The following is a 14,107-nucleotide window of genomic DNA, read 5'->3' as shown; positions in this document are numbered from 1 at the left end:
GGCTCGGCGCGGGCGCGGGTTCGGGGTCGGGGCGTCGTGGTGCCGCTGTCGTGCGACACCGCCGCTGTCGTACGACGACCGCGATGTCGCAGAACCCGACGCTCCCCCGCACGTGGTCGATGCACGCGGATGATGCGACACCGCCGCTGTCGTACGACGTCCGCGGTGTCGCAGATCCCGGCACTCCCCCACACGCGGTCGATGCGTGCGGATGCTGCGACACCGCCGCTGTCGTGCGACGACCGCGATGTCGCCGGGCGACGGTCGGGTCGGTGGGGTGGCCGCGTCACCAGCAGGCGGGGTGCCGCCGCTGCCAGCGCAGGCGCCGCTCGAGCTGGGCGCCGATCGCGAGCAGGACGCGCTCGCCGCCGGGTCGGCCGATGAGCTGCACGCCCATCGGCAGACCGGCACCGTCGGGGTGCTCGGCATCCGTGGTCCCGACGGGCAGGGTGATCGCCGGGAGCCCGGACACGTTCGCCATCGACGTCCACGGCGAGTAGGCGCACTGCCGGCGGAAGTCCTCCTCGGGGTCGTCGCCGTACCAACCGAGCGGCCTCGGCGTCAGGGCGAGCGTCGGCGTGAGCACGGCGTCGAACCGGTCGAACGCGCGGACGAGCCCGACCGAGAACGCGTCGAGTGCGGCCATCGCGTCGAGCACCTGCGTGGCGGTCAGCGCCCGTCCGCGTTCGACGAGCCAGGCCACGAGCGGCGTCGCCTGCGTGAGGTCGATGCCGGGCACCCGGGGCAGCCCGGCGGCGCTCGACTCCCACGCCACCCGGAACGCGTCGGCGTAGGGCAGGCGCGGCATCGCGAGGTCCTCCACGCCGTGCCCGACCTCGCCGAGCACGCGCACGGCGGTCTCGACGGCGGCCCGCGCGGCCGGGTCGACCACGACGTCGACGGTGTCGTCCCAGGGCGACCCGTCCAGGACCCCGATCGTGAAGCGTCCCTCGCCCCGGACGGCTGCCGCGGTGAACGGACCCGCGCCGACCTCGGGCGTGACGAGGGCGTACGGCACGCGCTCGGGCACCCCGGTGGGCGCGACGAGGGCGTCGAGGAGCATCCCGGCGTCGGCGACCGTGCGGGTGATGGGTCCGGCGACGGCCAACCCGCCCAGGCCGCTCCGACCGGGCATCGACGGCACCCGGCCACGGCTCGGCTTCAGCCCGACGAGCCCCGTCGCCGCCGCGGGGATCCGCACGGAGCCGCCGCCGTCGGTGCCGACCGCGGCGGGCAGGAGTCCGGCCGCCACAGCGACCGCGGCCCCGCTCGACGACCCACCGGGCGCCCGCTCGGTGTCGTACGGGTTGCGGGTCACGCCGAACCGCGTCTCCGAGGACGAGGACATCCCGAACTCGGGCGACGACGTCTTGCCGAGGCTCACGGTCCCGGCCGCGGCGAGCGCCGACACGAGCGGGTGGTCGACGGTCGCGGGCACGACCGGGAGCGCGGTGGAACCGCTGCGGGTCGGGACGCCGGCGCGGTCGTACAGGTCCTTGTCGCCCGTGGGGATCCCCCACAGCGGTCGCGACGTCGGGACGAGCTCGCCGAGCCGGGCGGCCCGGTCGCGCGCGTCCTCGGCGGTCACCGTGACGAACGCACCGAGCGTCGGGTCGAGTCGGGCGATCCGCTCGAGGTAGTGGTCGGTGACCTCGAGGGCGGTGGCGTCCCCTCGGCGGATCCAGTCCCAGAGCTCCTGGGCGGACAGGTGGTGGAGTGCGAACACGGTCCCCGAGCCTAGGCGCGGTCGGTGCCGAGGTGGGCGGCGAGGACGTCGCGGACCGTGGTCCAGTGCTCGTCGCCGTACCGGTCGTCGCGCACGTGGTGGAGCTCCCCCTCGCCGCTGAACATGGTGACGAAGTACTGCATGCCCTGCCACGCGGGGAAGGGGTCGGCGGGGTCGTCGGAGGACAGGCGGCGTCCGATGCGTGCCATCGCGGAGAGGGTGCCCGTGGTCCCGGCCCACTGCGTGCGGAACCGGGTGCCGGTGAGGCGCGACAGGGTGTCGGCGACGCTGCGTGCGGTGACGCGGTCGCCGGCGACCTCGACGACGCGCGGGGCCTCGGGGTCGAGGGCGACGTGCGCGGTGGTGCGGGCGACGTCGTCCTTGGTGGTGAAGTCGAGCACCTGGTCGGCGGAGGACCAGAACAGCACCCGGCGCCGTCCGAACAGGATCATCGGCGCCTGGCCCGTGAGCATGTCGGTGAACGCACCGTTCAACACCGAGGTCGCCCGGACCGGGGCGGCGTCGAGCGTGGCGGCGAACTCGCGGCGGAGCTCGAAGTTCCGGTTCGTCCCCGGGGTGGTGGACCGGTAGTCGGCGGAGTAGTCGGACGGCACGAACCGTCGCACCCCGGCGTCCACCGCGGCGCGGAGCAGCGCGGTCTGCGCGTCGACGATGACCGGTCGGGTGCCGCTGACCGCCGAGACGACGACGTCGACCCCGGCGAGCGCGGTGACGAGCGCGGCGTGGTCGTCGTAGGACGCCTCCACCACCGAGAGCCGCGACTCCCCCGCGGTGGGACCGTCCCCGCCGGCCTCGGCGACGAGCCGCGCCGCGGCGGGCGACGACGCCGAGCGGGTGAGCACGCGGACGTGGGCGTCGTGGGTGAGGAGGGCACGGACGATGCGCGTGCCGAGGTCGCCGGTGGCGCCGGCGACGAGGACGGTGGTGGTCATGTCCCCGACGGTACGCAGCCCGACCCGACGCGGGCCGGGCTTGCACCCTTCGGATGCACCCTGCACGGTGCGTCCCTCCGCCGGTCGTCCGGCGACGCGCGGCTTCCTAGCGTCGACGTCATGACGAACCGAACCGATCACCACACGAACAGGACGGGCCGGCCGACCACCGGGCCCGACGACACGACGGGCCGGCCGACCACCGGAACCGACCACACCGCCGACCCGGGCCTCCGGGGCCTCGTGGCCCGCCACCCCCTGCTGTCCTTCGCCGTCCTGGCCCTCGGTCTGAGCTGGCTCGCGTGGGTGCCGTACATCCTCAGCCCGCACGGCCTCGGTGTGTGGGACCTGCACTTCCCGGAGTTCCTCGGGACCGCGCAGTTCACCGGGATCCTGCCCGGCGCACTCCTCGGCCCGCTCGGCAGCGCGTTCCTCGTGACCGCCCTCGCCGACGGCCGTCCGGGTCTGCGTCGCTGGGTGGGGCGGCTGTGGCGCTGGCGGGTGTCGTGGCGCTGGTACGCCCTGGCCCTCGTCGTGGTGCCCGCGCTGGTCGTCCTGACCGGGCTGCCGTTCGCCGGCGGGCAGGTGCAGGCACCGAGCGCGCTGGCCCTGCTCGCGCTCGTCCCCGGGCTGGTCGTCCAGGTGTTCTCGACGGGCCTGTCGGAGGAGCCCGGCTGGCGCGACTTCGCCCTCCCCCGTCTGCAGGAGCGCTTCGGCCCGCTCGGGTCGGCGGCGGTGCTCGGCCCGCTGTGGGCGCTGTGGCACATGCCGCTGTACCTCAGCGACTGGGGCGGCTGGCCGGACGCGCACTGGAGCGAGCCGCTCGTGTTCGCCCTCTTCACCATCACCTTCAACGTCGTGATGACCTGGGTCTTCAACCGCACCGGCGAGAGCCTGCCGATCGCCCTGCTGCTGCACGTCGGGGTGAACAACACCATCTCGACGCTGTGGGCGGACATGTACCCGGGGATGACCGCGGGCACGATGATGCAGGGCCTGGCGATCGTCTCGACGGTGGCCGCGGTCGTGCTGGTGGTCGCCACCCGCGGGCGGCTCGGCTACCCGGGACCGTCGGGACCCCGGTCGGGAGGCGCGGATCACCTGCCCGGGTCGGCCGACGCCCGCCTCGTAGGATCGAACGATGGCACCCGCTGATCCCCGCGCCGGCCGGCGCACCGACGTCCTCGTCGCGGCCCTGACCGCGGTGGTGTCGCTCGGCCTGCTGCTCGGGCTGCCGCCCCTCGACGCCGCCGACCCGGACACGCTCGGCGCCCCGGTGACGGCCCCGCCGGTGGGCAGCGTGCCGTGGACCGTGTTCGCCCTCGTGCTCCTCGCCCAGTCCGCCGTGCTGCTCGCGGCACGACGGGCACCCCGGACCGTGCTGCTCCTCGTCGCGGCGCTCCCCCTGCTGCCCGCGATCGCCGTACCGCAGGTCGACGACCTGTTCGGGCTCACCGCGCTGCCGGTGGTCGTGGCGGTCGTCACCACCGCCCTCCGGGCCCCGCTGGTCCGCACCTGGCCGGCCCTCGTCGGCGCGGCCGTGTTCGTGGCCCTCGGCACCGGGTGGCACCGGGTCGCCGTCAGCAGTGGCCCCCACGGCGACGAGTTCGCCGAGGCGGTCCGTGACGGGGCCGGCCAGGGCGTGCTGCAGGCCCTCGGCGCCGTCGGCATCCCGCTCGTCGTCGCCCTGGTGGTCCGGTCCCGGCGCGAGGTCCGCACCGCCCGCCGCGCGGAGGCCGAGGCCCGTGCGGTCGCCGCGGACGCCCGCACCGCCGAGGCCGACGCCCGTGCCGCCGAGGCCTCCGCGGCCGTCCGGGAGCAGGACGCCCGGGTCGACGCGGCCGTCTCCCGCGAGCGTGCCGCGATGGCCCGTGAGCTGCACGACATCGCCGCGCACCACCTGTCCGGGATCGCCCTCATGTCGGCGGTCATCGACCGGCAGATCGACGTCGACCCGGCCGGCGCGCACGAGGGCGTCCGCCAGGTCCGGGAGCAGAGCACCGCGGTGCTCGAGGACCTCCGCCGCCTGGTGGGGCTCCTCCGCGACGACTCCCCCGCCGAACGTGCCGTCGAGACCGTGACGGGCGTCGCCGACCTGGTCGAGCGCGCACGGTACCGTTCCGACGTGCACCTCGAGGTCCTGCCCGCCCCCGCCCGCGCGGCCGACGACGCGACCGCGAGGAGTGCGACCGGCGACGGGACACCACCGCTCGCAGACGGCGTCGGCCCGCTCGCGCAGCTCGCCGCCTACCGCACCGTCCAGGAGGCCCTCGCGAACGCCGCCCTGCACGCTCCCGGTGCGCGCGTGACCGTGACCGTGGACGACCGCGACGCCGACCAGGTGACGCTCCGTGTCGTGAACACGGCGCCCACCGCACCGGCGTCGGGGAGCACGGCAGCAGGCGGGAACGGCCTGCGTGGCATGCGTGAGCGAGCAGACCTGGTCGGGGCGCGCCTCCAGACCGGTCCGACCGACGACGGCGGCTGGGCGGTGACCCTCGTCCTGGGTCGCGAGCCCCGCTCCGAGGCGGAGGCGGGCCGGTGATCCGGGTCCTGGTGGCGGACGACCAGCCGCTCGTGCGCGCCGGGGTGTCGGCGCTGCTCGCCGCGGAGCCCGACGTCGAGGTCGTCGGCGTCGCGGCCGACGGCGGCGAGGCGTTGGCCCTGGCGCGGAGCACGCGGCCCGACGTCGCGGTGCTCGACATCCGGATGCCGGTGCGGAACGGCATCGAGGTCGCCCGGGAGCTCTGCGCTCCCGGTGCCGACCCCGCGGTACCCGTGCTGGTGCTGACGACGTTCGACCTCGACGACCTGGTGTTCGGCGCGCTCGAGGCCGGGGCGTCCGGCTTCCTGCTCAAGGACGCCGAGCCCGACGTGATCGTCGACGCGGTCCGGCAGGTCGCGGCGGGCAACGGCACCATCGACCAGTCCCTGACCCGGCGGGTACTGCGGGAGTTCGTCTCCCGCCGGAGCCTGCAGCCGGTGACCGGGGACCGTGCCGCCGAGGTCCTCACCGCCCGGGAGCGCGACGTGCTCCTGCTGCTGGCCCAGGGCATGTCGAACGAGGAGATCGCGGCGGAGCTCGTCGTCGAGGTCTCCACCGTGAAGTCGCACCTGGCACGGATGCTGCCGAAGCTCGGGGTGCGGTCGCGCCTGCAGGCCGTGGTGTGGGCGTACCAGAACCGCGTCGTGGCGGTCCCGGAGGGCTAGCCGCGGGCAGGTGGGCGGCAGTGCGTCACGGGGACGGGCGCACCGCGGCGACGACCCGCTCGACCGCGGCCGCCACGGCATGCTCGCGCACGGCCGGGTCCTCGTGTTCGGACTCGTGGACGAACGCGGTCGCCCCGCGCACCGCGCCGCAGAAGTCCACCACGCCGTGCTCGAGCTGCGTCCGGAGTGCGCGCTCGTAGCCGTGCCGCTCGTACACCCCGGCATCGTCGCCCGCGATCGGCAGGAGGTGCACCGTGAGGCGCCCGAGCCGTCGGTCGATGCGCCCGTCCGGACCGACGCCGAAGGCCCAGCCGTTCACGAACACCCGGTCGAGCCATCCCTTCAGCAGCGCCGGTACCGACCACCACCACACCGGGAACACGAGCACCAGGTGGTCCGCCCCGTCGAGGCGTGCCTGCTCCGCCGCGACGTCGGGCGCCGGGTCGGTGCCGGTCCGGTAGGTGTGCCGGTCGGCTGCCGTGAAGCGGGGGTCGAACCCCTCGGCGGCGAGGTCCGCGATCGTCGCCGGGCCCGCACCAGCGGCGTCGAGCGCCGTTCGGAGTCGGTGGGCGACGGCGAGCGTCAGCGAGTCAGGATCCGGGTGGGCGGTCACGATGAGCGTCGACACGCCTCGATCCTGCCAGCAGCTGGTGACCGGGCGCCCCGCGTCATCCGGTGCAGTGGGCGAGCACGGCCTGCTGCACCGGGACCAGGGCACGCTTCGCCGCGTACCCGACGAACGCCGCACCCGAGAGCGCGTCCGCGGCGAGCTCGCGACCCCGGACGAAGGGCGGGCAGGGTGCGAACCGGACCCCGGTCGGCGCCCAGGACAACACCTCAGCCGTCACCCGGAACGGCGCCAGCGCACCGGCGTGCGGTCCTGGCCCGTCGGTGACGACGACGTCGGCGTCCGCGACGGCGGCCCGGAGGTCGTCGGTCCAGGCGAGTCCGGCGGTCGCCAGTGCGCTCGGGCAGCACTGCACGAGGTCGAAGCCGAACAGGCGCGACGCCTCGGCCCACGCCCGTGCGATGTTCCCGTCCGCGCCGACGAAGCGGACCCGGAGCGCGCCGACGTCCGTTCCCCCGGTCAGCGCGTAGAGGTCGGCGAGGACCTCGCACGGGTGGTTCTCCGAGGTCATCGCGTTCACCACCGGGACGGCGGCGGCCGCCGCGAGCGCCTCGAGCAGCGCGATGTCCGGGTGCCGCACGACGAGCACGTCGACGAACTGCGCCAGGTACGCCGCGACGTCCCGCGGTGCCTCGTCCTTGTCGAGGGTCTCCGGTGGGAAGACGATCGGCTGCATCCCGGCGAGCACGGCCCCCCGCTCGAACGAGGCCCGCGTGCGCAGGCTCGTCGGTGGGAAGAACATCGCCGCGGCTCCGCCGAGGACGGGGCCGGTTCCGCGCTCGTACGCCCGGGCGAGGGCGAACACCGCGTCGGCGTCGTCGAGGGTCCAGTCGTCCAGTCGGAGCAGGTGGCGCATCCGCCGACCCTACGGGCCGACGGCACGCGCGGCCGGGAGGCGCGTGGCGGGGCCGACCCGCGCCTCCCGGCCGGTGGTGGGCGCGACGACGGCGGGGCCGACCGTGGGACGATTGCCGGATGACCGCCACGCTCGTCGCCAAGGACCTCGCCGGCGGCCACGCCGCCCGCACGCTCTTCGAGGGGCTCGACCTGACGGTCGCCCCGGGTGACGTGATCGGCCTGGTCGGCGTGAACGGCGCCGGCAAGTCGACGCTGCTGCGGCTGCTCGCGGGCGTCGACGAGCCGCTCGCCGGGTCGGTGTCGACGAACCCGCCGGACGCGTTCGTCGGGTGGCTGCCGCAGGAGCACGAGCGCGTCGACGGTGAGACGGTCGCCGACTACGTCGCACGGCGCACCGGCTGCGCGGACGCGACGGTCGCGATGGACCGGGCCGCCGAGGCACTCGGCGCCCCCGACGCCGACGACGCGGCCGCCGACCGCTACTCGGTCGCCCTCGACCGGTGGCTCGCGTCCGGGGCGGCCGACCTCGACGACCGCCTGCCGGTCGTGCTCGGCGAGCTCGGCCTCGCGGTCACGGCCGGTGGCGACGGTGTCGGCCCGCACTCCCCGATGACGGCGCTGTCCGGCGGGCAGGCCGCCCGGGTGGGCCTCGCGGCGCTGCTGCTGTCCCGCTTCGACGTGGTGCTGCTCGACGAGCCCACGAACGACCTCGACCTCGACGGCCTCGAGCGGTTGGAGCAGTTCGTGCACGGCCTCCGCGGCGGGGTCGTCCTGGTCAGCCACGACCGCGAGTTCCTCGCCCGCTCGGTGACCGCCGTGCTCGAGCTCGACCTGGCGCAGTCGTCGCACCGCATCTTCGGCGGCGGGTACGACGCGTACCTCGAGGAGCGCGAGGTCGCCCGGCAGCACAAGCGCGACGCGTACGACGAGTTCGCCGCGACCAAGGCCGACCTCGTCTCGCGTGCCCGGACCCAGCGCGAGTGGTCGAGCCAGGGCGTGCGGAACGCGATGAAGAAGAACCCCGACAACGACAAGATCCGCCGGAAGGCCGCGAGCGAGTCGAGCGAGAAGCAGGCGCAGAAGGTCCGGCAGATGGAGTCGCGGATCGCCCGGCTCGACGAGGTCGAGGAGCCGCGCAAGGAGTGGCAGCTCGCCTTCACGATCGGCAGCGCCCCGCGCTCGTCGGCCGTCGTCGCGACCCTGTCCCAGGCCGTGGTGCAGCAGGGCGACCACACCCTCGGACCGGTGTCGCTGCAGGTCTCCGGCGGGGACCGGATCGGCATCACCGGACCGAACGGGGCCGGCAAGTCGACGCTGCTGCGCACCCTGCTCGGCCGGGTCGCCCCGACCTCGGGGACGGCCTCGCTCGGGTCGAACGTCGCGATCGGCGAGGTCGACCAGGCGCGCGGGGCGTTCGCCGGCGACCAGCCACTGGCCGCGGCGTTCGAGGACCTCGTGCCCGAGATGACCACCGCCGACGTCCGCACGCTGCTCGCGAAGTTCGGGCTGAAGGCCGACCACGTCGGACGTCCCGCCGCGGCACTGTCGCCGGGTGAGCGGACCCGTGCGGCGCTCGCGCTGCTGCAGGCCCGCGGGGTGAACGTGCTCGTGCTCGACGAACCCACGAACCACCTCGACCTGGCGGCGATCGAGCAGCTCGAGCAGGCGCTCGACTCCTACGACGGCACGCTCCTGCTCGTCACGCACGACCGCCGCATGCTCGACACGGTGCGGCTCGACCGGCAGTGGCGTGTCGAGGACGGGCGGGTCACCGAGGTCTGAGCGCAGCGGGTCGCCCGGCCGACCCCGCGTGCCCGCACGGCCGGGATCTGGTGGACTGGGGTCGGGGAGGCTGACACATGCAGCGGAAGACCTGGGGCATCGTCCTCGCAGCGGTGGGGGTGCTCGCCGTCGCGGGCGTCGGGATCGGCGCCGCCGTCGGCGGTGGCGGACAGGCGGAACCCCGTGCGGTGCGCACCACCGAACGGGCACCGACACCGACCCCCACGCCGACACCGGCACTCCCGGCGGTCCCGGCCGCACCGTCGGCGGAGACCCTCGCCGCACTCCCGCTGGCGTACCACGACGCCGTCGTGCCGGCGCTCCTCGACGGCACGCGGGTGCAGCCCGAGGAGCAGTGGACCATCGCGACGCCGAACGCGCCGCTCGTGGCCCTGTACGCCGACCCCGCGGCGACGGCCGCCCCGGTCGCCACGCTCGCGTCGACGGTCACCACCCTCGACACCCCGGCGGTCACCGCCGTGTGGGGACGCTCCCCTGGCCTCGACGGTGGGATGGTGCTCGTCTCCACGCCCGCACGCAACCGCACCCCCGGCGACGGCGGCGACCCGACCGCGCCGAGCGCGACCTTCGCCTGGGCACGCGCGGCAGACTTCACCCTGGCGTCGGTCGACCGGATGATCCGGGTCGACGTCGCCGCGTCGACGGTCTCCGTGGTCGGCCGGGACGGTGCCGTCTCGGCCACCGAGACCGCCCGGCTCGGCACGCCCGACGACCCGACGCCCACCGGGACCGCGACCTACGTCGAGGCGGCCTACGTCGACGCGCGCGTCACCTACACGCAGGGGAACCCGATCATCCTCACCGGGGCGCACTCGTCCCGGATCCCGCAGTACGGCGGCAACGCGGCGCTCACCGCGCTGCACTACTACCCGGACCCGACCGGCAGCTCGCACGGCTGCGTGCGGATCTCGGCGGCGATGACGAAGACGCTCGCAGCACTGCCGGTCGGCACCCCGATCTGGTTCACCTGACGGGCGTGAGCCCCAGGCGCTCGACGACCTCGGCGCTCTCCTCCTGCGGTGTCCGGTCCGCGGCCACCGTCAGGTGCACCTCGTCGGCCTCCGGCGGTTCGAGCGTCGCCAGCTGGGACGCCAGGAGCGACGTCGGCATGAAGTGCCCGGAGCGTGCGGCCATCCGGTCCGCGATGAGGGTGCCGTCCCCGGCGACGTGCACGAACACCACGCCGGGCGCCCGCAGCACGTCACGGTAGGAGCGCTTCAGGGCCGAGCAGGTCACGACGCCGGGGCGGCCCCGGTCGAGGTGGTCGCCGATCCACGACGCGACGACGTCGAGCCACGGCCAGCGGTCCTCGTCGGTGAGCGGGGTGCCCGCCTGCATCTTCGCGACGTTCGCCGGCGGGTGCATGTCGTCGCCCTCGGCGAGGTCCCATCCGAGCCGGTCCGCGACCATCGCAGCGACGGTCGACTTGCCCGAACCGGAGACGCCCATGACGACCAGGACCCGCACGTCCGACGTCCCGACCGCAGGTGATCCGACGGACGGTGCGGCCGGGGCCGCGTCGGACCCCGTCGGCCCCGCACCGGCGGTCACAGGAACACCCCGGCGAGGAGCACGCCGCCCAGGCCGATCACCGAGATGAGGCACTCGAGCACCGTCCAGGACTTGAACGTCTGCCCGACGGTGGTGCCGAGGTACCCCTTCACGAGCCAGAACCCGGCGTCGTTGACGTGCGACAGGAAGACCGAGCCCGCACCGATCGCCAGGACGAGCAGCGAGGTCTCCGGCGTGGACAGCCCCTCGGCGATCGGCGCCATGATGCCCGCGGCGGTGACGGTCGCGACGGTGGCCGAACCGGTCGCCACCCGGACGAGCGCCGACACGGCCCAGGCCACGAGCAGCACCGAGACGCCCGACTCCTGCACGGCGTCGGCGATCACGCCGCCGATGCCGGTGTCGATGAGCACCTGCTTGAAGCCGCCGCCGGCACCGACGATGAGCAGCACACCGGCGATCGGCGGCAGGGCGTCCTCGAGCGACTTCGCGACGGCCGTACGGTCCATCCCGCCGCCGATCGCGAAGAACACCATCGCGAACACGGCGGCGATGCCGATCGCGATCGTCGGCGAACCGAGGAAGTCGAGCAGCGACACCCACCCGCCGGTGGCGTCCGGGGCGGTCGCCTCGCGCACCGCCTGGGCGAGCATGAGCACGACCGGCAGCAGGATGCCGACGAGCGCGACCGCGAAGGACGGGCTGCGCGGCTCGCTGATGACGCGCGTGAAGTCGCTCTTCCCGTGCGGCAGCGAGGCCGTGTCCTGCGTGGCGGGGCCGCGCCGTGCCTCCCGACCGGCGTGCGCGGGGTCCGACGGACCGGAGCCGCCGCGCGACGAGAACATGTCGGGCGCGGGGATGTCGACCCAGCGCGCCGCGAGGCGGGCGAACAGCGGGCCGGCGAGCACGATGACCGGGATCGCCAGCACGATGCCGAACGCCAGGGTCGTGCCGAGGTCCGCGCCGACGGTCGACACGGCGACGAGCGGCCCCGGGTGCGGCGGCACGAACGCGTGCATCGTCGACAGGCCGACGAGGGCGGGCACCGCGATCTTCATGATCGGCACCTCGCTGCGCTTCGCGACGAGCACGATGATCGGGATGAGCAGCACGAGGCCGACCTCGAAGAACATCGGCAGGCCGATCAGCGCCCCGATGAGCGCCATCGTCCACGGCAGCGCGGCCTTCGAGGACCGCCGCACCAGGGTGTCGACCACGCGGTCCGCGGCACCCGAGTCCACGAGCATGCGGCCGAACATCGCGCCGAGGCCCACGAGGATGCCGACGCTCGTCATCGTCGCGCCGAAGCCGTTGCCGAAGCTCGTCACGGCCTTGTCCGGCGCGAGCCCAGCGCCGATACCGACCCCCAGCGCACCGACGAGCAGCGCGATGAACGGGTGCACCTTGAGCCAGGTGATGAGCGCGATGATGACGACGATCCCCGCGAGCGCCGCGACGACCAGTTGCGTCACCGACCCGGACGGGTCGACGGTCTGGGTGCCGCCGCCCTCCGCCGCCAACACGGTCAGGCCGTGCAGCGGGTCCACCGACCCGGCGTGCGCGGTGCTCGCGGTGGTCGCCGTCGCGAGTCCGCTGCTGCTGTGAGGCATCGGTGCCCCTTCCCGGGCCGCTGCACCGCGGCCCCGTCGCGTTCGTGGGCGCCGGTCGGCGCCGTGCGGGGCACCCTGCCACCCCGACCCGAATAATCTGATTAATCAGATCATACGATGGACCGCAGCGTGCCGTCCCCCTCGCCGCGCAGTCTGCCGCTTCGATGGGGGACGTCGTCCCAGCGTCGGCGACGGCGACGGCCGGCACGACCACGACCCCGACGACGACCGAGCACCACGGAGGACCGATGACCACGGCACGGGGCCTGCACGCACAGGTGCTCGAGACGCTCGGGCAGCGCATCGTCGACGGCGAGCTCGAACCCGGCACCGTCGTCCGACCCGAGACGATCGCGGACGAGGCCGGCGTCTCCCGCTCGGTCGTCCGCGAGGCCCTGCGCGTGCTCCAGTCCCTCGGGCTCGTCGAGCCGCGGCAGCGCGTCGGGACCCTCGTCCGTCCGACGGCGTCCTGGGAGCTGCTCGCACCGACCGTGATCCGCTGGCGCGGCGCCTCCCCCGCCTACTTCGCGCAGCAGCGGGAACTCCTGGAGCTCCGGCTCGGCGTGGAGCCCGTGGCCGCGTCGCTCGTCGCCGCCCGGTCGGTCACCGAGGACCCCACGGCCGGACCCACGGACGACGGACCCGCGACCGACCCGGCCGGCACCGAGCCGACCCCGGCCGCCGCGGTGCTGGCCGCCGCCCGGGACATGACCGACGCGTGCGCCCGGGACGACTCCCGCGCCTACCTCGAGGCCGACGTGCGCTTCCACCGTGCGCTCCTGACCGGCTCCGGGAACGCGGTCTTCGCCCACTTCGCGGGCACGGTCGAGGCCCTGCTCCGCACGCGCACGTCGGAGTCCCGCGACACGATCACCCGGTGGACACGCGACGCCGCGGCCCGGCACGAGGCGGTCGCCCTGGCGGCGGTCGCGGGCGACGCGGACGCGGCGTCCGCGGCCGCGACCGCGCTCCTGCGCGTCACGCGCGAGGAGTTCATCGCCGAGGCCCCGGCGGCCGGACGGCAGGCGCGCACCGCACCGACGCGGTGACCGTGACCCACCGTCGGACGGGAGGCCCGTGGCGGCGCCGCCACGGGCCTCCCGTCCGCCCCCTGGTCGCGTCGGGACGCGCGGTGGTCGCGTCGCGACGCGCGGCGGTCGTGTCCGGGACCGCGCGCGGTCGCGCGCCCGCTACCGTCGGCCGCGTGCGAACAGCCGCGGTCCCCGCAGCCGCAGGCGCATCGTGACGGTGCCGAGCCAGCGGTCGTACTTGAACCCGACCTTGCCCATGCGCCCGACCTCCTCGAAGCCGAGCCGCTCGTGCAGCCGGATCGACGCCTCGGCCTGCCGGTCCGCGATGACCGCGATGACCTCGCGCACGCCGGCTGACCGGCACTCGTCGAGCAGCGCCTCCATGAGCGCGCGCCCCAGTCCCTTGCCGCCGGACGCGGCGCCGAGGTAGATGGAGTCCTCGACCACGTGGTTCGAGCGGTCCCGCGGGTTCCACGGGTCGACGAGCGCGTACCCGAGGATCTGCCCCGACGGGTTCTCGGCGACCAGGAACGGCAGGCCCCGGCGCCGGACCTCGTCGTAGCGCTGCTTCCAGCGGGCGAACGTGTACGCGGCCGGGTCGAAGGTCACCGACGAGTTCCGGACGTAGTGTGTGTGGATCTCGCGCACGTCGGGCAGGTCCCGGGGCTCGGCGGCCCGGATCGTGTACGTGAACGTGGCCTCGGCGGCGACGGGCGCGCGCAGGTGCCGGGGCAGGACGCGCCGGCGCTGGTATTCCTCCTCGAGCACGACCCGAG

General features: G+C 74.9%; 13 protein-coding genes. 6 read left to right on the top strand and 7 right to left on the bottom strand.

Features of this window, described 5'->3' with window-relative positions; all coding sequences use genetic code 11:
• Positions 1 to 286 precede the first annotated feature (286 nt).
• Both BEP24_RS10280 and BEP24_RS10275 read right to left on the bottom strand, forming a co-directional pair.
• The gene (locus BEP24_RS10280) at positions 287 to 1,726 is read right to left on the bottom strand and encodes an amidase (RefSeq protein WP_065963020.1); all 1,440 of its coding nucleotides are present in this window, start codon (positions 1,724 to 1,726) and stop codon (positions 287 to 289) included.
• Between the two features lie 11 nt (positions 1,727 to 1,737).
• Positions 1,738 to 2,679: an NmrA family NAD(P)-binding protein gene (locus BEP24_RS10275; RefSeq protein WP_065963018.1), complete on the bottom strand. Its 942-nt coding sequence runs from the start codon at positions 2,677 to 2,679 to the stop codon at positions 1,738 to 1,740.
• A 120-nt stretch (positions 2,680 to 2,799) separates the two neighbouring features.
• Here BEP24_RS10275 and BEP24_RS10270 point away from each other — a divergent pair, with 120 nt between their 5' ends.
• From BEP24_RS10270 to BEP24_RS10260, 3 genes are read left to right on the top strand one after another with little or no spacing between them, the layout of a single operon-like run.
• Complete coding sequence (locus BEP24_RS10270; protein ID WP_083230274.1) at positions 2,800 to 3,834, top strand: type II CAAX endopeptidase family protein; 1,035 nt, start codon at positions 2,800 to 2,802, stop codon at positions 3,832 to 3,834.
• Positions 3,821 to 5,224 carry a histidine kinase gene (locus BEP24_RS10265; protein ID WP_065963016.1) on the top strand — a complete coding sequence of 468 codons (1,404 nt, stop codon included), beginning with the start codon at positions 3,821 to 3,823 and terminating at the stop codon, positions 5,222 to 5,224. The genes BEP24_RS10270 and BEP24_RS10265 overlap by 14 nt, the downstream gene beginning before the upstream one ends.
• Positions 5,221 to 5,889 carry a response regulator transcription factor gene (locus BEP24_RS10260; RefSeq protein ID WP_065963015.1) on the top strand — a complete coding sequence of 223 codons (669 nt, stop codon included), beginning with the start codon at positions 5,221 to 5,223 and terminating at the stop codon, positions 5,887 to 5,889. Before BEP24_RS10265 ends, BEP24_RS10260 begins: the two co-directional genes overlap by 4 nt.
• Before the next feature lie 25 nt (positions 5,890 to 5,914).
• On the opposite strand, the gene BEP24_RS10255 is transcribed toward BEP24_RS10260, so the two are convergent.
• Both BEP24_RS10255 and BEP24_RS10250 read right to left on the bottom strand, forming a co-directional pair.
• A complete protein-coding gene (locus BEP24_RS10255; RefSeq protein WP_065963013.1) occupies positions 5,915 to 6,517 on the bottom strand; it encodes an NAD(P)H-dependent oxidoreductase in 603 nt (200 codons plus the stop codon).
• A gap of 40 nt (positions 6,518 to 6,557) precedes the next feature.
• Complete coding sequence (locus tag BEP24_RS10250) at positions 6,558 to 7,373, bottom strand: ornithine carbamoyltransferase (RefSeq protein ID WP_065963011.1); 816 nt, start codon at positions 7,371 to 7,373, stop codon at positions 6,558 to 6,560.
• A gap of 119 nt (positions 7,374 to 7,492) precedes the next feature.
• On the opposite strand from BEP24_RS10250, the gene BEP24_RS10245 reads away from it, so the two are divergent.
• Together BEP24_RS10245 and BEP24_RS10240 are read left to right on the top strand one after the other, a co-directional pair.
• Complete coding sequence (locus BEP24_RS10245; protein WP_065963008.1) at positions 7,493 to 9,157, top strand: ABC-F family ATP-binding cassette domain-containing protein; 1,665 nt, start codon at positions 7,493 to 7,495, stop codon at positions 9,155 to 9,157.
• Between the two features lie 77 nt (positions 9,158 to 9,234).
• Positions 9,235 to 10,149 (top strand): L,D-transpeptidase, encoded by a 915-nt coding sequence (locus BEP24_RS10240; RefSeq protein WP_065963006.1) that lies wholly within the window; start codon positions 9,235 to 9,237, stop codon positions 10,147 to 10,149.
• Here the strand turns inward: BEP24_RS10240 and BEP24_RS10235 are convergent.
• Together BEP24_RS10235 and BEP24_RS10230 are read right to left on the bottom strand one after the other, a co-directional pair.
• Positions 10,142 to 10,627 (bottom strand): gluconokinase, encoded by a 486-nt coding sequence (locus BEP24_RS10235; RefSeq protein WP_065963027.1) that lies wholly within the window; start codon positions 10,625 to 10,627, stop codon positions 10,142 to 10,144. The genes BEP24_RS10240 and BEP24_RS10235 overlap by 8 nt on opposite strands.
• A 98-nt stretch (positions 10,628 to 10,725) precedes the next feature.
• The gene (locus tag BEP24_RS10230) at positions 10,726 to 12,300 is read right to left on the bottom strand and encodes an SLC13 family permease (RefSeq protein WP_253181658.1); all 1,575 of its coding nucleotides are present in this window, start codon (positions 12,298 to 12,300) and stop codon (positions 10,726 to 10,728) included.
• A 248-nt stretch (positions 12,301 to 12,548) separates the two neighbouring features.
• Here BEP24_RS10230 and BEP24_RS10225 point away from each other — a divergent pair, with 248 nt between their 5' ends.
• Positions 12,549 to 13,349 (top strand): GntR family transcriptional regulator, encoded by an 801-nt coding sequence (locus BEP24_RS10225; RefSeq protein ID WP_065963024.1) that lies wholly within the window; start codon positions 12,549 to 12,551, stop codon positions 13,347 to 13,349.
• Between the two features lie 141 nt (positions 13,350 to 13,490).
• On the opposite strand, the gene BEP24_RS10220 is transcribed toward BEP24_RS10225, so the two are convergent.
• Positions 13,491 to 14,099, bottom strand: coding sequence for a GNAT family N-acetyltransferase (locus BEP24_RS10220; RefSeq protein WP_065963005.1), 609 nt, complete (start codon positions 14,097 to 14,099; stop codon positions 13,491 to 13,493).
• Between the last annotated feature and the right edge of the window lie 8 nt (positions 14,100 to 14,107).

Origin of the sequence: Curtobacterium sp. UCD-KPL2560 (assembly GCF_001705035.1) — a bacterium.
Classification (GTDB): domain Bacteria; phylum Actinomycetota; class Actinomycetes; order Actinomycetales; family Microbacteriaceae; genus Curtobacterium.
This window is presented reverse-complemented; position numbering and strand designations above follow the sequence as displayed.